Source organism: Rhodanobacter geophilus (assembly GCF_040812275.1).
GTDB classification, from domain to species: Bacteria; Pseudomonadota; Gammaproteobacteria; order Xanthomonadales; family Rhodanobacteraceae; genus Rhodanobacter_A; species Rhodanobacter_A geophilus.
Genome location: NZ_JBFOHL010000006.1, coordinates 198,009 through 215,533 on the forward strand (window position 1 = coordinate 198,009; position 17,525 = coordinate 215,533).

Annotated in this window: 12 protein-coding genes; all 12 read right to left on the minus strand. The window is 67.7% G+C overall.

Features of this window, described 5'->3' with window-relative positions:
- Positions 1–1,118: FtsX-like permease family protein (locus tag ABQJ56_RS08645; protein ID WP_367844604.1), on the minus strand; the 1,118-nt coding region annotated here is incomplete at its 3' end.
- 10 nt (positions 1,119–1,128) lie between these two features.
- Positions 1,129–2,436 carry an ABC transporter permease gene (locus ABQJ56_RS08650; RefSeq protein WP_367844605.1) on the minus strand — a complete coding sequence of 436 codons (1,308 nt, stop codon included), beginning with the start codon at positions 2,434–2,436 and terminating at the stop codon, positions 1,129–1,131.
- A gap of 131 nt (positions 2,437–2,567) precedes the next feature.
- Positions 2,568–3,785, minus strand: a complete 1,218-nt coding sequence (locus ABQJ56_RS08655) for an ABC transporter permease (protein ID WP_367844606.1) — start codon at positions 3,783–3,785, stop codon at positions 2,568–2,570.
- A gap of 11 nt (positions 3,786–3,796) precedes the next feature.
- The gene (locus tag ABQJ56_RS08660) at positions 3,797–5,122 is read right to left on the minus strand and encodes an ABC transporter permease (protein ID WP_367844607.1); all 1,326 of its coding nucleotides are present in this window, start codon (positions 5,120–5,122) and stop codon (positions 3,797–3,799) included.
- 171 nt (positions 5,123–5,293) lie between these two features.
- Positions 5,294–6,547, minus strand: a complete 1,254-nt coding sequence (locus tag ABQJ56_RS08665) for an ABC transporter permease (protein ID WP_367844608.1) — start codon at positions 6,545–6,547, stop codon at positions 5,294–5,296.
- A gap of 250 nt (positions 6,548–6,797) precedes the next feature.
- A complete protein-coding gene (locus tag ABQJ56_RS08670; RefSeq protein WP_367844609.1) occupies positions 6,798–8,114 on the minus strand; it encodes an ABC transporter permease in 1,317 nt (438 codons plus the stop codon).
- 135 nt (positions 8,115–8,249) lie between these two features.
- Entirely contained in the window at positions 8,250–9,488 is a 1,239-nt protein-coding gene (locus tag ABQJ56_RS08675; protein ID WP_367844610.1) for an ABC transporter permease, read from the minus strand.
- 10 nt (positions 9,489–9,498) lie between these two features.
- Positions 9,499–10,809: an ABC transporter permease gene (locus ABQJ56_RS08680; RefSeq protein ID WP_367844611.1), complete on the minus strand. Its 1,311-nt coding sequence runs from the start codon at positions 10,807–10,809 to the stop codon at positions 9,499–9,501.
- Between the two features lie 205 nt (positions 10,810–11,014).
- On the minus strand, positions 11,015–12,361 hold the full coding sequence (locus ABQJ56_RS08685) for a TolC family outer membrane protein (protein WP_367844612.1): 1,347 nt from the start codon (positions 12,359–12,361) through the stop codon (positions 11,015–11,017).
- Positions 12,362–12,407: 46 nt separating this feature from the next.
- Positions 12,408–13,133, minus strand: a complete 726-nt coding sequence (locus ABQJ56_RS08690; RefSeq protein WP_367844613.1) for an ABC transporter ATP-binding protein — start codon at positions 13,131–13,133, stop codon at positions 12,408–12,410.
- A 161-nt stretch (positions 13,134–13,294) separates the two neighbouring features.
- A complete protein-coding gene (locus ABQJ56_RS08695) occupies positions 13,295–14,566 on the minus strand; it encodes an efflux RND transporter periplasmic adaptor subunit (protein WP_367844614.1) in 1,272 nt (423 codons plus the stop codon).
- Positions 14,567–14,973: 407 nt separating this feature from the next.
- Positions 14,974–17,520, minus strand: a complete 2,547-nt coding sequence (locus ABQJ56_RS08700) for a TonB-dependent receptor (RefSeq protein ID WP_367844615.1) — start codon at positions 17,518–17,520, stop codon at positions 14,974–14,976.
- Between the last annotated feature and the right edge of the window lie 5 nt (positions 17,521–17,525).

Here is a 17,525-nt window from a genome sequence, read left to right on the forward strand (position 1 = left end):
AGCGGCAACCGCGGCAATTCGTAGCGCGTCATCAGGAACAGGTTGAGGCCGTAGGCAAGCACCATGCCCAGCGCGATGCCGAACGTGGCGAGCAGGAAGTTCTCGGTCTGGAAGTAGCGCAGGATGTCGCCGCGGGTGGCGCCCAGCGCGCGCCGCACGCCTATCGTGCGGCGGCGCTGCCCCACCCAGAAGCTGGCCAGGCCCACGATGCCCAGCGCGGTCACTGTGAGCAGGGCCACGATCACACCCACCAGGACGCCAGCCATCGCGCGGTCGTTGGCGAAGAACTTCTCGCGCAGCTCGTCGTAGGTGCGCTGCCGGGTCACCACGCGTTCCGGGTCGGCCTTCTTCAGCGCGACCACGGCCGCCTTGAGCACGGCTTCGCGGTCCTGCGGGCGGGTGCGGATGACGTAGCTCTGGTCCTTGCCCGCCCCCATGAACAGCGGCAGCACGACCGAGTAGTGCGCGGTGGCGTCGTTGTAGGCGTTGGCGCGCGCCAGGTCGGCCAGCACGCCGACCACCCGCACGCCAACCTTGTCGGTGAGGTAGATCATCCTTCCCAGCGGGTTCTGCCCCGGCCACAGGCGGTCGGCCAGCGCCTGCGTGATCACGGTGACCGCGGGCAGGCCCTTGGTGCTGCCACCGGCCAGCGCCTTGACCACGATGTCCGCGTTGACGGTCTCGTCGGGCCGCAGGTTGCGCCCCGCGACCAGGCGCGCCCCCATGGTCTGCGGAATGTCCTCGCCGAAGTAGGTGCCGGCGCTGAGCGTGGGTTCGCGCTGCGCGGGGTCCAGCTTGATGCTGGCGTTCGAGGAGGAGCCCTGCAGCGGCAGCTGGTTCGTCAGCGCCACCGCCTGCACGCCCGGCACCTGCCGCAGCACGGCAAGGTCCTCGCGCGCCCTCGCGTAGATGTCGGGCGTGGGCGCGATCTGGGCCAGCTGGATCTGCACCAGCGCGTGTTCGTCGACGCCGCTGGGCATGTGCATGTGCTGCAACCGGTGGCCGATCATGAACACCGCGTTGCACACGATCGCGCAGGTCAGCGCGATCTCCACGATCAGCAGCCACGAGGTGACCTTGTGCCGGCGCAGCGTGGAAAGTATCGGTCGCAGTTCCATCATGCCGTCCTCAATTGCTCTTCAGCTGCAGCGCGGGCGCCACCTGGCAGGCGCGCCAGGCCGGCAGCAGGCCGGCCAGCAGGCTCGCGCCCAGCGCCAGCAGGAAGGTGGTCAGCAGCATTGCGGGATCGAGGTGGGCCAGCGCCGCATAGTCGGAAGGCCGGTGCCGCACCACCCACAGGCCGAGCACGGCCAGCAGCAGGCCGCCCACGCCGCCCACCAGCCCCACCACGCCCGACTCGACCAGCAGCTGCGCGAACAGCGCGCGCCGCGAGGCGCCCAGCGCGCGGCGCACGCTGAGCTCGCCGGCGCGGCGCAGGAACTTCGCCAGCATCAGGCCCACCGTGTTGACCAGGCAGACCAGCAGGAAGCCGAACGCCAGCCCGGTCTGCACGCGCACGTCGTCGGGCACCACCTGCCAGTAGGCCAGCCACTGCATCAGGTTGCGCAGGCGCACGTTCGGCGCCTTCACGAAACGGCCCAGCGCCTTCTGCTGCTCCGAGTAGTGGACCAGGAACTGCTTGTAGTCGGCGGCCTTGGCCGGCGTGTCCAGCTGCACCCAGAACTGCATCCACACGCAACTCGACGAGGGATAGATGTGGCCCACGCCGCCGGTGCCGTTGCCCCAGCAGTCGGTGGAGCCGTTGTGGTCCACATGCAGGTCCAGCGCCGTCCGCAGCGGGATGAACACCTGCTCGGCGTAGCCGTAGGAGCCGGTGTTGAGATCGTAGAAATGCGGGCTGGGCGCCCACTCGTCGAGCACGCCCACGATGCGGAACAGGCTGTCGGCCACGCGCAGGGTGCGGCCCACGCTGTTGGCGCCGCCGAACAGGCGCTCGTTCAACTCGCTGCCGATCACCACGTCGCGCGCCTTCGCCTCGTCGTCGGCCGCATCCCAGCCGTGGCCGTAGCGGAACGGCGCCCCGAACATCGCGAAGAAATCCGCCGTGGTGTAGCGCGCCTCCACGTAGAACGGGTCGATCGCGGTCGAGTCCGGCTGGACCGGCACCGCGCCGCCCGTCATCAAGGCCTGGCGATCCGCCCGTCTCGCGCGCAGCAGGTTGAAGCCGTCGATCTCGGTGAGCTGCATAGGCGGCTCCGCGCCCGGCATGATGCCGCTGTTGTCGCGCGGGTCGACCTGCGGGTAGTACAGCGTGCCGCTGCGCCCCGGCACCGGATCACCCGACAGCACGTGCAGCACCGTCAGCGTGGTCATCGACGCGCCGATGCCCAGCGCGATCGCCACCACCATCAGCGCGGTGAGCGCCTTGTTGCGCCTCAGGCTGCGCAGGGCCAGGTCGAGGTAGTAGCCGAACATTCCATGCCTCCTTGTTGAACTCCCCTCTCCCGCCTGCGGGAGAGGGGTTGGGGGAGAGGGCGCTCGGCACCAAGGCCAGCCCGTACCCTCTCCCCCGGCCCCTCTCCCGGAGGGAGAGGGGAGCAAAGCCGTCACACGCTCCGCGTCGCCACCACCGGCGGCACCGCCGCCGCGCGCAGCGCGGGGCCGAGCACCGCAAGCTGGCCCAGCCCCCACAGCACCAGGGCCCCCACCGGCAGGTAGTACAGCGGCAGGTGCGGCAGCTCGTAGAACTTCATCAGCACCGCGTTGAGTACGAAGGCCAGCAGCATGCCGACAGCGATGCCCAGCGTGACGATCAGGAAGTTCTCGGTCTGGAAGTAGCGCAGGATGTCGCCACGCGTGGCGCCGATCGCGCGGCGGATGCCGATCTGCTTGCGCCGCTGCGCTACCCAGAAACTGGCCAGGCCCACGATGCCGAGCGCGGTGACGCCGAGCAGCGCGGCGATCACGCCCACCAGCAAGCCGGCCATGGCACGGTCGGTGGCGAAGAAGCGTTCGCGCAACGCCGGCAGCGTGTCGCTCTGCTGATGATCCAGCACGGCGTCTGGCGCGATCTTGGCCAGCGCGATCTTGGCGCCGACCATCACGCGGTTCAATTCGCGCGGATCCGCGCGGATCAGGTAGGTTCCAGCCAGTAGCGGCCCCGGCTTCGCGGGCACGAAAACCGTCCACTCCGCCCCGCGCTCACCCTCCTCGTCGTACTGCTGCACCGAAAGGTTCGCGACCACGCCGACCACACGGAACTGGGTTTTCCCTGTCCAGAAGGTCTTGCCAAGCGGATCTTGGCCAAGCCACAGACGCTCCGCCAAAGCGCGCGTGACGAGTACATTCGAGCTGGCCGGGAAATAACCTTCCGGTATGGTCTGGTAATCCTCCGCGCCAGGCATCCGGCCGGCAACCAGTTTCAACCCAAGAGCCTCTGGCGTGCCCGGCTCGCCCAGGTAAATCTCGGGAACGCCACGAAACTCCTTGCCGGCCTGATCCAACGTGACGCCGAACGCGCCAGCCTGCGGCCCGAACGGCACGGAGTTGATGACATGCACGGATTGCACGCCGGGGATGGCGCCCAGACCGGATATCACGCGCGCATTGAGATCATTGGCGGCTTTCGGATCGAAGCCTTCAAGCTGGACGAAGCCCAGCGAAGACTCGTCCACGCCACTGACAAGTCGCATGGCCGCCAGCCGACCGGCGATCATGAACACCGCGTTGCATAGCACCGCGCACGCCAAGGCGATCTCCAGCGCGATGAGGAGGGTCGCCAGCCGGTGTTTCTTCAAGGCCACAAGGACGGGTCTGATCTGCATGATGCGATCCCTCACAAGGTCTTGAGTTGCAACGCCGGCGGAATCCGGCTGGCACGTAGCGCTGGCAAGGCGCCGGCGATCACGCTCACCGCCACCGCCAGCACGAAGGTGACGAGGAACATGCGGCCGTCGAGATGCGCCAGGTCGGCATAGGGCGTGGACTGGCTGCGCACCAGCGACAGTCCGAGCAGGCTGAGCAGCCAGCCGCCCATGCCGCCGATGAAGCCGATCAGCGCCGCCTCGGTGAGGCATTGCGCGAACACGGCTCGCCGCGAAGCGCCGAGCGCACGGCGTACGCCGAACTCGCCTGCGCGACGCAGAAACTTGGCCAGCAACAGGCCTACCGTGTTGAACAGGCAGATCCCCAGAAAGGCGAACGCCAACCAGGTTTGCAGCTTCACGTTGCGTGGAATGGCGTGGTTGAAATCTAGCCAGCCCATCAGGTCGCGCAGGCGCGTTTCGGCGTAACTGAAGCGCCCCAACGCCTTCTGCTGCTGCGCGTAATGGTCGAGAAAGTCGCGGTACGCGACGGCCTTGGCGGAGCTGCCAAGCTCCACCCACAGGCCGATCCAGTTGCACGGTGCGTTTTCCAGATGGCCTGGCGTGGCCGGTTGCCCCCAGCAGTTGAACTGCTGGAACGCGCCGTCGTTGATCTCAAGCGCGCTCTGGAACGGCACGAACACGTCTTCGGGCTTGCCGAAGTAGCCCGCCGTGTCGCCGTTGGCGAAGCGGCCGCCGACCACGGTGTAGAACTGCGGCGTGGGCCGCCAAGGCTTGAGCACGCCCACGATGCGCACGTCGCTGCCCTTGAGGCGCAAGGTGCGTCCCACGCTGTTCTCTCCGCCGAAAAGTTTGTCGTTGAGGTCGGCGGAGATCACCGCTACGCGCGCATGTTGTGCATCGTCCTGCGCCGTCCACGCACCGCCATACTGGAACGGCACGGCGAACATCGGAAAGAAATCCGTGGTGGTGGCCAACATGGTCAGCATCAGTGCCGGCATGTTCGCCTTCGGTGCCGTGACTTTGAGCTGGCTGTCCACGATCAGCGCCTGGCGATCCGCACGATGCGCGCCCCACAGGTCCATCGCCGACCGGTAATCCAGCATGTCGGGCGGCTCCCGATGATCGCCGCCGTGCGGCGTGGGATCCGCATCCACCTGCGCATAGAACAGATGCGCGCTTTTGCCCGGCATGGGATCGCCGGACAGGATGTGCATCACCGTCAGCGTGGTCATGCTGGCGCCGATGCCCACCGCGATCGCCAGCACCATCAGCGCGGTGAGCACGCGGTTGCGCTTCAGGCTGCGCAGGGCCAGGTCGAGGTAGTAGCCGAACACTTCACGTCTCCTTGATTGAACTCCCCTCGCCCGCCTGCGGGAGAGGGGTTGGGGGAGAGGGTCCGGCTAATGCGCAACACCCCACTCTGTCCGTACCCCCACCCCCGGCCCCTCTCCCGAAGGGAGAGGGGCGCAGAGCGAAATCCTCTCCGGCATGGGGAGGGAAAAACCTCACGCCGCGCGCGTGGCCGTCACCGGCGGCACGTTGGAGGCGCGCCGCGCCGGCACGAACACGGCGCACTGGCCCAGCACCAGCACCGCCACCACGCCGATCAGGGTGTAGACCACCGGCAGCCGATCCATCTCGTAGTAGTGCATCAGCGCCAGGTTGAGGCCCACCGCCATGCCGATGCCGATCACCGCGCCGCTGCCGGCGATCAGCAGGTTCTCCAGCTGGAAGTAGTGCAGGATGTCGACCTTGCGCGCGCCCAGCGCGCGGCGCACGCCGATCTGCCGATGGCGCTGCCCGACCCAGAAGCTGGTGAGGCCCACGATGCCCGCTGCGGTGACGCTGAGCAGGACCAGGCAGATCACGCCCATCAGGATCGCCATGCCCACGTCGGCGCGGTAGGCCTTGGCGCGGATGTCGCCGAATGACTTCACGCTGTCGTCGTCGAGCACGCGCAGCGGGTTCACCCGGTACAGCGTGGGCGCCACCGCGCGCATCACGGATTCCAGCTGGCCCGGCTTCGTGCGCACCGCGTAGCGGGCGAAATTCGCGTCCAGCCGCACCGGCACCAGGGTGGAGTTCCAGGCGAAGTCATTGCCCCAGCTGCCGGTGGCCGGCGTCTGCATCCGCGCCACCACGCCCACGATGGTGCTGGGCGAGCTGCTGCCGTCGAGATACGTCACCTTGCCCACCGCGCCGCCCTGCGGGTAGAGCTTGTCCGCCAGCGCCTGGGTGATGATCACGACCGGGCGCGCGAACTGGTCGCGGAACCCGTGGTTCTGCACGTCGGCCGCGGTGAAGTTGCGGCCCGCCACCAGGCGCAGACCCAGGGTGGACAGCACCTGCTCGTCGGTGAAGTAGTACGCCGTGCGCGTCATGTCCTTGCTGAACCCCTGGTCCGGCTTGAGCGAGGCGGCGCCGGTCCACGAGGAGTTGAGCAGCGGGATCGAGTTGATCGGCGCCACCGAGGCCACGCCGGGCAGGTTGCGCAGCGCGGCGAGGTCCTCCTTCTGCATGGAGTCGAGCTTGGCCAGGCCGTCGGCGGAGTCGGCGCTGGGCGCGCCCACCCATTGCTGGCTGACCAGGAACAGGTTGCTCTCGTCCAGCCCGGTGGGGCGGTTCACGCGGCTGACGCGCTGGCCGATGATGAAGATCGCGTTGCAGACGATCGCCAGGGTCAGCGCGATCTGCAGCGCGATCAGCACCACGCCCGCCTTGTGCTTGCGCAATGCCGCGATCATGGGATGCAGTTTCATGGCGCGCTCCTCGACAAGGTATGGGCAACACAACGTGCCAGCGCACCCGAACGTTCGCCCTGAGCGTAGCGAAGCGCACGCGGGGAGCGGCCATGGATGGCCGCCGCCCTGGGGAGCGAGGAAGTCGAAGGGCGCGGGGCCAGCGGCTGGTAGGCAATGCCCTTCGACTTCGGCGCTACGCGCCTGCGCTCAGGGCGAAGGGGGAGGCTGTATGGCGTGGAATGCACGACGGAGGGCGACATGATTTGCCTCAGTTCGATTTGAGCTGCCACGCGGGCTGCACCCGCGAGGCACGGTAGGTCGGGTACAGCCCGGCCAGCATCGTGGCGACCACCGCCACCAGCAGGGTGAGCACCAGCAGCGAAACGTCCAGCCGCGCCAGCGCCGCGATGTCCTTCGGCATCACCCAGCCCACGCTGGCCACGCCCGCGCAGGTGAGCAGCAGGCCCAGCACGCCGCCCGCCGCGCCGACCATGCCGGCCTCGGTGAGGAACTGCAGGTAGATCGCCTTGCGCGGCGCGCCCAGTGCACGGCGCACGCCGATCTCGGCGCTGCGGCGCAGGAACTTCGCCAGCAACAGGCCCACCGTGTTGACCAGGCACACCAGCAGCAGGCCCAGCGCCACCAGCAGCGAGACCTTGGTGTCGCTGGGCACCACGTGCTGGTTGTCCAGCCAGGCGCGCAGGTCGCGCAGGCGGTTGTTCGGCGCCCAGCCGAAACGGCCGGCCTGCTGCTGTTCGCGCGCGTAGCCCTGCAGGTAGTCGCGATAGGTCGTCACCGCCGCCGCATCGTCCAGCTCGGCCATGTAGGCGATCCACACGCACTCGGAGTGCTGCAGGCCGACGAAGCCGGATTCCTTGGGCGTCGCGTTGCAGTTGGTGTTGCCGTCGTTCGGGATATTGGCCTGGATGGCGGTCTGGAACGGCAGGAACACGTCTTCGGTGCCGCTGTCGAAGCCGCCCGAGTTGACCACGTCGTAGAAACGCGGTTGCGGGTTCCAGTTGTCCAGCACGCCTACCACGCGGTAGTCGCGCCCCTCGACATTGACGCTCTTGCCCACGCTGTTGGCGCCGCCGAACAGCTTCTGGTTGAGCTTGCTGCTGATCACCGCCACCTGGGCGCGGTTTTCGTCGTCGCTGGCGCTCCAGCCGCTGCCGTACCGGAACGGCGTCTCCAGCATCGGGAAGAACTCGCTGTACACCGCGTGGCCGCTGACGTTGATCGGATGCTTGCTGGCATCCGTGGGCACGATCGAGGGCGAGATCTGGTACATCGCCGACTGCAGCCTGGCGCGGTGGTCGCGCATCAGCGCCGTCGCGTCGGTGTAGTCCATCGCGTTCGGCGGGTCGCCGTCGGGGTTGCGGCCGGTCGGCCCCCAGTTGTCGACCTGCGGCACGAACAGCTGCGAGGACTTCCACGGGATCGGGTCGCCCGACACCGCGCGGAACACCGACCACGAGGTCATCGACGCGGCCACGCCGAAGCCGATCGCCAGCACCATCAGCGCGGTGAGGCCGGGGCTGCGTTTCAGGCTGCGCAGGGCCAGGTCGAGGTAGTAGGCGAACATTTCGTCTCTCCGTTGTTTGAGCCCCTCGCCCGTCGGAAGAGGGGTTGGGGTGAGGGCCCGGTGGCGGGCAGAGCCACGCTCCGCCCTACCCTCTCTCCCGCCCCTCTCCCAAAGGGAGAGGGGAGAAAACCAGGCTCACACGCTGCGCGTCGCCTCCACCGGCGACACGCGCGAGGCGCGCAGCGCCGGCGCCAGCACCGCGCCTTGTCCCAGCAGCAGCAGCACGATCACGCCGATGCCCACGTAGGCCATCGACATGCGACTCATCTCGAAGCGGGTCACCGTCCACAGGTTGAAGGCGATCGCCAGCACGGTGCCCAGCACCACGCCGGCCGCACTGATCAGGAAGTTTTCGGTGAGGAAATACGTGAGGATGTCGCGCTGCCGTGCACCCAGCGCGCGGCGCACGCCGATCTGCTTGCGGCGCTGGCCGACCCAGAAGCTGGTGAGGCCCACGATGCCGGCGGCGGTGATCGCCAGCAGCACGGCGCAGATGATCCCCATCAGGATCGCCATGCCGCGGTCGCGGTCATAGGCCTTCTGGCGGATGGTGGCGTAGTCCTGCACGCCGTCCCTGGCATCGATGATGCGCATGCGATTCTGCGCGAACAGCGCCTTGGGTGCCTCGCGCATCGCCTCGGCCAGCTGGCCCGGCTTGGCGCGCACGATGTAGTTCGGACCTATCGTGCCGTCCCACCGCATGGGCCATATCAGGGATTGCCCCTCGTAGGGCTTGTCCCACTGGTCCGTGCCCTGCCGATGCAACCGGTCGACGATGCCGATGATCGTGCTCGGCGTCGTGCCCATCGCGTAGAACGACCTGCCCAGCGCCGAACCACCGGGAAACAGGCGATCGGCCAGCGCCCTGGTCACGATGGCGACCGGCGGGATGATGGTCTGCTGGTCGCCGACCATGACCACCTCGTCGGGTCGGAAATTGCGGCCGGCAACCAGCTTCAGTCCCAGCGCGTCGAGAAAATGCCCGTCGCCGGTATACACCGCCGAATCCGTGGTCGGCCTGGTCTGGTCTGGCGTCATCGTGATGAAGTTGTCCCAGCCGCGACCCTGCAGCGGATATCCGCTGGCGGCCGAGGCATCCTGCACGCTGGACAGTTGCCGCAGCGCGACCAGGTCGGCGCGCACCTGCGCGTCGATCTGCTGCATGGGCTTGTCCCCCGCCCACTGGTTGGCGATGACGAAGACATTGGCCTCGTCGACGCCGCTGACCTCGGACAGGTTGGCCAGCCGCTGGTTGATGATGAACAGCGCGTTGCACACGATGGCCAGTGTGAGCGCGATCTGCAACGCAATCAGCGCGGTGCCCGCCTTGTGCTGGCGCAGCGCGACGAGGATGGGCCTGATCTGGATATTCATGGCGCTCTCCTCAGCTCGACTTCAACTGCCAGGCCGGCTGCACGTGCGCCGCACGCCACGCCGGGTAGAACGCCGCCAGCACGGTGGCGACGATGGCCACGACCAGGGTGAGCGCCACCAGCGACGGATCGAGCTTCGCCAGCCTTGCGATCTCGGGCTGGAACAACACGCCCACGCCGCCCACGCCCACCGCAGTGAGCAGCAGGCCAAGCACGCCGCCGGCCAGGCCCACCGTGCCGGCCTCGATCAGGTACTGGGTATAGATTTCGCCGCGTGTTGCGCCCAGGGCGCGGCGCACGCCGATCTCGCCGGCGCGGCGCATGAACTTCGCCAGCAGCAGACCGATGGTGTTGACCAGGCAGATCAGGAAGAAGCCCATCGCCACCAGCAGCGAGATGCGGCTCTCCGGCGGGACCACCTTCTCGTAGTCGAGCCACTGCATGACGTCGCGCAGGCGCACGTTGGGCGCCCAGTTGAAGCGGCCCGCGTGCTGCTGGTCGGCGGCGTAGTTGGCGAGGAAGCTGCGGTAGCTTGCGACTTCGGCGGGACTGTCCAGTTCCACCCAGGGAGTGATCCACACGCAATTGCTCTGCAGCCAGCCGTCCCAGGTGGTGTAGGTGAGTTTGCCGCGGCAACTGTTGGTGCCGCTGGTGCGCATCTGCTGGTCCAGCGCACGGGTGAGCGGTACGTAGAAGTCCGAGGCATCGGCGAAACCACTGGTGCTGAACAGGTCGAAAAAGCGTGGCTTGGGGTCCCAGTGGCGGGTCACGCCGACCACGCGGTAGTCATGGCCACTGAGGGTGACCGTGCGACCCACGCTGTTGGCGCCGCCGAACAGCTTCTGGTTGAGCTGACCGCTGATGACCACCTCCGCGCTGCGCGCCTGGTCGTCCTGCGCATGCCAGCCACTGCCGTACTGGAATGGCACGTCGAACATCGGGAAGAAATCGCCGTAGACGGCGTAACCGTTCGCGGCAAGGGGCAGGTCGCGGTCGCCGCCCGGCATCACCGAGAGCTGCACCGGATACAGCAGCGTCTGGCGCTTCGCCTCGTGCGCACGCATCAACGCCATCGCGTCGATGTAGTCCAGCGCTTCCGCCGGCTCGCCCTTGCGGTTCTGCTGCGGTCCCCAACCGTCGACCTGCGGCGTGAACAGCTGCGCCGACTTGCCGGGAATCGGGTTGCCCGACACCGCGCGGAACACCGAGTACGTGATCATCGACGCGGCCACGCCGAAGCCGATCGCCATCACCATCAGGAGGGTGAGGGCGGGGTTGCGGCGCAGGCTGCGCAGGCCGAGTTGGAAGTAGTAGGCGAACATCGTTCAGCGCTCCACGCTCAAGCCCCTCTCCCGCGGACGCGGGGAAGGGCCATGGATGGCCCTGCTCTGAGGAGCGAGGAAGAGGGGTTGGGGTGAGGGTTCGGCCAGTGCGCAACGCCGCGCTCCGCCCGTACCCTCTCCCGCCCTTCGGGCACCCTCCCCCCACGGGAGAGGGAAAAAGCCGGGGAAGTGACGCGTGCGCCGCTCATTGCAGCAGCCCGTTGACCGCTTCCAGGTCATGCATGTCGATGGTGCCGGCGGCCTGCTTGAGCAGCAGCTTGTCGAGCACGAACTGGTACCTGGCCGCGGCGTACTGGAACTGCGAATTGGCCACGTACTCGATGGCGAACACCACGTTGGTCATCGACTGGGTGCCGATGGTGTAGCCCGCGCGCATCGAGGCCAGCGACTTCTGCGCCGCAGCCACCGATTCGCGCGCACTGTCCACCTGCTCGATGCCGTCCTTCACCAGGTTGAAATAGTTGGCGGCGTCGCGCGCGGCCTGGCGGCGCTGGCTTTCCAGCGTGCCGAGGTCGGCGTCGCGCTGGTACAGCGCCTGCTTCACCTGCGCGTGCGTGAGCCCGCCGCTGAACAGCGGGATGTTGAGCGTGAGGCCCACCGTGGTGGTGGCCGGCCCGTAGGCGGCCGTGCCCGGCATGGTGTTCGACCACTGGCCGAACTTGTTGTAGCCCGCCCCGGCGGTGAGCGTGGGCAGGTGGGCGGCGCGCGCCGCCGCCACCTTGTGCTCGTCGCTGCTCACGGCATAGCGCGCGGCGAGCACGGTGGGGTTGGTCTTCAGCGCCGCGTCCACCCAGGCCTGCTCGTCGTTCGGCTGCGGCGCCTGCATGGGCAGGTCGTCGCGCAGCTTCTTCAACTCGCCGGCCGGCTTGCCGGTGATCTGCTGCAGCGCGTGGCGCGCATCCTTGAGGCTGTCCTCCGCGCTGATCCGCACGCCCTTGTAGTACAGGTAAAGCGCCTTGGTCTGGTTGACGTCCGCCTCCATCGACAGGCCGTTCTTGAAGCGCGCGGACGTCTGCTCGAACTCCGTCTTGTAGGACTCCTCGTAGGAGCGGTCGATGTCCAGCACGTCCTGCGCCTGCAACACGCCGAAGTAGGCGCTGGCCACGCGCACGTACAGGTTCTGCAACGCGGCCCGGTAGGTCTGCTCCTGCGCGTCGTCGGCCGCGTGCGCCGCACGCAGGTTGGCGATGGCGGACAGGTCGAGGATGGGCTGGCTGAGGTTGCCGGTGAGGTTGCGGTCGCGCACGTGACCGCCGCCTCCGGTGTCGACGATGTTGCCGTTGCTGTCGGTGGTCTGGGTGCTGCCGCCGCTGTGGATCTGGTCCAGCTCCAGCCCGGCGGACAACTGCGGCAGCAACGCCGAACGGGCTATCGGCACGCCCTCGGCCACCAGCAGCCGCTGCGCGTCGGCGGTGGCCAGCACCGGGTCGTTGGCGACGGCCTGCCGATAGGCATCCATCAGGTCCTCGCCGTGCCCCGGGAACGGGGCGACGGCGAGCAGGAGCAGCACGGGCAGCAGCTTCACACGCATGGGCGGGACTCGCGGAGGGCTTGGACGATGACGGTCACGGTCGGTTTCAGGCCGGGCTGGCATTGCCGCGCGCGGCGGCCACGCTGTTGTGGAAGCGCGGGTCCTCGGCGAGGTCCACCACCTGGCCGTCGATGATGTGCACGTTGCGCTGGGCACGCGCGGCCAGCTCGGGATCGTGGGTCACCATCACGATGGTGGCGCCGTCGCGGTGGATCTCCTCCAGCAGCTCCAGCACGCCGCGGGCCATCTGCGTGTCCAGGTTGCCGGTGGGTTCGTCGGCGAGCAGCAGGCGCGGGCTGCCGGCCAGCGCGCGGGCGATCGCCACGCGCTGCTGCTGGCCGCCGGAGAGCTCGGCCGGGTAATGCTTGAAGCGCGAGGCCAGGCCCACGCGCTCCAGCGCGTCCATGATGCGCTGCTTGCGCTCCGGCGCCTTCATGCCGCGGTAGCGCAGCGGCACTTCCACGTTGTCGAACACGTTGAGGTCGGGGATCAGGTTGAACGCCTGGAAGATGAAGCCGATCTTCTCGTTGCGGATCTTCGAGCGCGCGTTGTCGTTCAGCTGGCTCACCTCGATGCCGTCGAGGTGGTACTCGCCGCCGGTGAAGGTCTCCAGCAGGCCCGCGATGGTGAGGAAGGTGGTCTTGCCCGAACCGGACGGACCGGTGACGGCGACGAACTCGCCTTCCTTCACGTCGATGTTGAAGTCGCGCAGCGCATAGGTCTCCACCACTTCGGTGCGGTAGACCTTGGACAGGTGGGTCATCTTGAGCATGGTTCACGTTCCTCGGTGGTGGATGGTTCTTTGAAGTCCCTCTCCCGCCGGGAGAGGGGTCGGGGTGAGGGTGCGATGCTTGCGAAACGATCCACGCAAGCCCCGTACCCTCTCCCGCCCTGCGGGCCCCCTCTCCCGCAAGCGGGAGAGGGGGAAAGTCCTTACCGGCTGATGGCCACGCGTTGCGCGCCCTTGAAGCTGTCGGTGCCGGAGATCACGATGCGGTCGCCTTCCTTGAGGCCCTGCAGGATCTCCACCTTGTCGATGCTGCTCACGCCCACGCGGATCGGCGTCTTGGTGGCGATGCCGTCCTTGACCACGTAGGCATAGCTGCCGCCGGATTCGTCGACGAAGGAGCCGCGCTGCACGGTGAGCACGTTGCTGCGCTGGTCGAGCAGGATGCGCACGGACAGGCGCTGGTTCTGGCGCAGCTGCTTCGGCGTTGCACCCTCGAAGCGCACGCGGGCTGCCACTTCGCCGTTCACCACTTCGGGCGAGATCGCGCTGACCAGGCCCTTCCAGGTGTTGCCGTTGCCGCTGATCTCGCCGGTCATGCCGATCGCGAGGTCGCGGGCGAAGCTCTCGGGCACCTTCACTTCCACTTCCAGCGCGGTGAGGTCGATCACGCTGAGCAGCTGGGCGTCCTTCGCCACGGTGGCCACCGGCGCGATGAACAGCTGGCCGACCTGGCCGTCCACCGGCGACTTCACGTTGAGGTCGTCCACCTGGCGCTGCAGGTCCTGCACCACCAGCATCTGGTTGTCGTGCGCCAGCTTCTTCGCCTGGATGTTGAAGTTGAGGCTGTCGTTGCTCATGCCGAGGTCGGCCTTGGCGTGCGTCAGGGCGATCTTCGCCTTCTCCAGGTCGTCCTTGGCCTTGTCGACCGCGACTCCGGTGGAAGCGCCGGCGGCGTAGGCCTTCTGCTCGCGGTCGAGGTTGTTGGCGGCGCTCTTCGCGTCGATCTGCGCGTTGTCGTAGGCCTTCTGCAGTTCGCCGCGCTTGGTGCGCGCGTCCACCTGCGCCTGCAGGTAGTCCACCTGCATCGCGTCGGCCTTGGACTGCTCCTGCGCCAGCTTGTTGCGCAGCTCGGGGCTGTCCACCACGGCCAGCACCTGGCCCTTCTTCACCGTGTCGCCGGCGCGCACCTTCAGCACCGCCGCGCCGCCGTAGGTGGCATACAGCGTGGGGCTGTTCGCCGCCACCACCTTGCCTTCGGCGGCGATGTCGCGCACGAACGGCCCGCGCTCGACGGTGGCGAAGGCCAGCCGCGACGCGCTCACCGAGGCGTCGGCCGAGAACAGGCGGAGGATGCCGGGCATGGCGAGCGCCAGCACCACCAGCAAGGCCACGCCGCCACCGATGAACAGCAGGCGGCGCTTGCGGTTGGGCTTGACCTCTACGATGCGGTCTTGAGCGGAAGTGTCGCGGATCATCGAGCGTTCCCCGGCCGCGGACAGTGCGGCCCTGTCCTCTGCTCAGCAATACGCGTGCCAGCGCGACGGCAGGGGAAAACAGGCGTAATTTCCATGACTTGCAATCGACGTGTCATGAGAAGCCGGTGTCCGCGGACAGTGCGCGGACACTGGACAGGCGGCTACCAGAACGCGCATGGAAAACCCAGGCGGGTGGCCGGGCGAGGGTCTGGGTTGCGGTGGATCACAGAGCGAGAGCCGCGTGCCTGATGTCCGGAAAGTGCTGTCCTGCACTTTCCGGACTCGCTGTGCCCGAACGCAGTTCGGGCTCCGCTCCGCCGGCCAAGCGCAAGCGCTTGGCCGGCGCGCGAGCCGTCCGTGGCTCGCCCTGACTGGCGGCCAAGGCCGCCAGTCAGAAGGCCGTCGGATCAGAACTCCTGCTTGAAGCGGACGCCGATCGTGCGCGGCTGGCTGACACCGGTGTAGACCTGTCCGTTCGGGTACTGCGGCACCACCCCGTGCGCGCCGCAGACCGTCACCCCGCATTCGGTGAACTTGTACAGCACGGCACGTTCGTCGAACGCGTTGTCCATGTAGACATCCAGCGACCAGCTGCCTTTCTGGAAACCGGCGGACAGGTCGACCGAGTTGTACGCAGGCAGGTCGCCGAGCAGGCTGCGCTCCTCCAGGCGCAGGTCACTGGTGCGCCGCCCCACGTGCACGAACGCCGCCTGCACGAAGCCCTCGTTTTCGCCCATGTCGAAGCTGTAGCGCGCCACCAGGTTGCCCTTGAAGCGCGGCGTGATCGGCAACTGGGTGCCCTTCGGCGCCTGCGGCCCGCTCACCACCGAACCATCGGAGGGGTTGATCGAGCCGGCGGGACAATAGGTGACCGGGTTGCCGTCGGCGCCGGTGAATCCGCAGTAGTTGGCGGTCAGCTTGGCGTCGTAGAACGCGACGCCGGCGCTGAGGTTCAGGTTGTAGGTGGCCTGCCAGACCAGCTGCGACTCCAGGCCATTGATGCGCGCGGAGTTCGCGTTCTTGATGATGGTGAGCCCGTTGGGGCCGAGGATGTTGAACTGGAAGTCGTTCCAGTTCTCGCGGAACACCGCGCCGTTGAACGACAGCCGGTTGTCGAACCAGGAAGTCTTCCAGCCCAGCTCGAGATTGGTCAGGTAGTCCGCCTGGTAGGGCGGCAAATCGCCGGCGCGGTTGACGCCGCCCGGGCGGTAGCCTTCGGAGCGGGTGGCGTAGATCATCGCGGTGGGCGAGATGTTCCAGGTGAGGTTGAACTTGCCCAGCGAGCCGCTCTGTTTCACCTGCTTGTTGAAATCCAGGCACGGCGCGCCGAGGAACGGCTGGTTCGAGATGCAGCCCGCCTCGCCGTAGCTGGAGCCCGGCGAGAAGCCCTTGCTGAAGCCGTAGAAGCCGTACAGCTGGTTCTCGCTGCGGAAGTAGCGCCCGCCGACCGTGGCGGTGAGCGTGTCGGGGATGATGTCGTAGCTCAGCTCGCCGAACAGCGCCTTGTCGTAGTCGTAGCGCATCTGCCGGGTCAGCCAGATCGTGTTCGGCCAGCCGGCGACCGCCAGGTCGCTGCCCAGGCCGCTGATCTGGTAGTCCTGCATGATGTCGTGCTTCTGCTTCTGCCAGAACACGCCGGCGACCAGTCGCAGGCGGTCCTCGCTGGGCGAGACGATGCGCAGCTCGTGGCTGTCGTTGGCGTAGTGGTCGCGGTCGCTGATGTATTCGGAGGGGTTGATCAGGTTGCCGCTGTTGTCGTGGATGTAGGCGCCGTAGGAAAGCAGGGTGTCGTACCAGAACGAGTAGTCGTTGTAGTCGGTCTGTTCCTCCTGGTTGCGCCGGAGGTGCGAGTAGTTGTACGTGAGGTCGAAGTTGCCGATCTTGCCCTGCACGGTCAGCGCGCCCTGCCACCAGCGGTCGTCGACGCGCTCGGGGTAGAAGTGGGTGACCGCCAGGTCGCCGACCGCGGGATCGCTGGCGAAGCTGCCGTGCGTGATCGTCTGCTGCCCCATGAGGGTGGGGCTGATCGACCAGTCGTCGTTGAGGTCGATCTTCAGCGCGGCACGGGCGCCGTTGGTGTTGGCGTCGTTGTAGTGCTTGCGGGCGTGCCCCACGCACTCCAGCAGCGGCCCCGGCGTGCAGTCGTCGGCATTGCTGATGGTGATGCCGGACACCGGGAACGTGCGCGTGCCGGCCACGTTGTCGATGTAGCCGGCGTCGTGCTCGCGCCAGCCCACGATGCGCACGGCCGCGGCCGGGCTGAGCGGGATGTTGAGCATGCCCTCGCCGGTGTAGCCCACGCCGCCGTGCGCCACGTCGTCGACGCCGAGCTGGTAGCTCGCCGCGAAGCGGCTCGGGTCCGGCTTGTTGGTGATGATGCGCAGCGCGCCGGCCTCGGCGCTGGCGCCGTACAGCGTGCCCTGCGGGCCGGCCAGCACCTCGATGCGGGCGATGTCGTACATGTGGATGTCGAGCGGGCCCTGGATCGTGGTGACCGGCTGGTCGTCGAGGTACACGCCCACGCTGGGCTGCGATCCGGAATGGTTGGTGTTGCCGCCGCTGGCCACGCCGCGCATGTAGATGGTGGCGAAGCCGGGACCGGTGGCGATGCCGCCGCCGCCCTGCTGGAAGGTGACGCTTGGCAGGTACTTCACGTAGTCGTTGAAGTTCTGCACGTGCAGCGCCTCGAGCTGGTCGTTCTCCAGCACGTTGATGCTGATCGGCACCTTCTGCAGGTTCTCGGTGCGCTTCTGCGCGGTCACCGTCACCTCGCCCAGCGTGGTGGTTTTCGGTTTCGCCTTCGTCGCCGCCTTCGCCGCGGGCGCGCTGGCCTGTCCCGCGTCCTGCGCCAGCACCGGCGCGACGATGGCCAGGCAAATCGCCGCCGCCAGCGGCAACCTGGCCAGTCCGGCCCGTGGCGCTCCCTTGATCCGCTGCAACCTACTCGTGTGCATAAGCC

Bases quoted from the DNA above. Each gene is read 5' to 3' on its own strand.
- ABQJ56_RS08650 (WP_367844605.1), bottom strand. From the start codon at position 2,436: ATGTTCGGCTACTACCTCGACCTGGCCCTGCGCAGCCTGAGGCGCAAC.
- ABQJ56_RS08655 (WP_367844606.1), bottom strand. From the start codon at position 3,785: ATGCAGATCAGACCCGTCCTTGTGGCCTTGAAGAAACACCGGCTGGCG.
- ABQJ56_RS08665 (WP_367844608.1), bottom strand. From the start codon at position 6,547: ATGAAACTGCATCCCATGATCGCGGCATTGCGCAAGCACAAGGCGGGC.
- ABQJ56_RS08670 (WP_367844609.1), bottom strand. From the start codon at position 8,114: ATGTTCGCCTACTACCTCGACCTGGCCCTGCGCAGCCTGAAACGCAGC.
- ABQJ56_RS08675 (WP_367844610.1), bottom strand. From the start codon at position 9,488: ATGAATATCCAGATCAGGCCCATCCTCGTCGCGCTGCGCCAGCACAAG.
- ABQJ56_RS08680 (WP_367844611.1), bottom strand. From the start codon at position 10,809: ATGTTCGCCTACTACTTCCAACTCGGCCTGCGCAGCCTGCGCCGCAAC.
- ABQJ56_RS08685 (WP_367844612.1), bottom strand. From the start codon at position 12,361: ATGCGTGTGAAGCTGCTGCCCGTGCTGCTCCTGCTCGCCGTCGCCCCG.
- ABQJ56_RS08690 (WP_367844613.1), bottom strand. From the start codon at position 13,133: ATGCTCAAGATGACCCACCTGTCCAAGGTCTACCGCACCGAAGTGGTG.
- ABQJ56_RS08695 (WP_367844614.1), bottom strand. From the start codon at position 14,566: ATGATCCGCGACACTTCCGCTCAAGACCGCATCGTAGAGGTCAAGCCC.
- ABQJ56_RS08700 (WP_367844615.1), bottom strand. From the start codon at position 17,520: ATGCACACGAGTAGGTTGCAGCGGATCAAGGGAGCGCCACGGGCCGGA.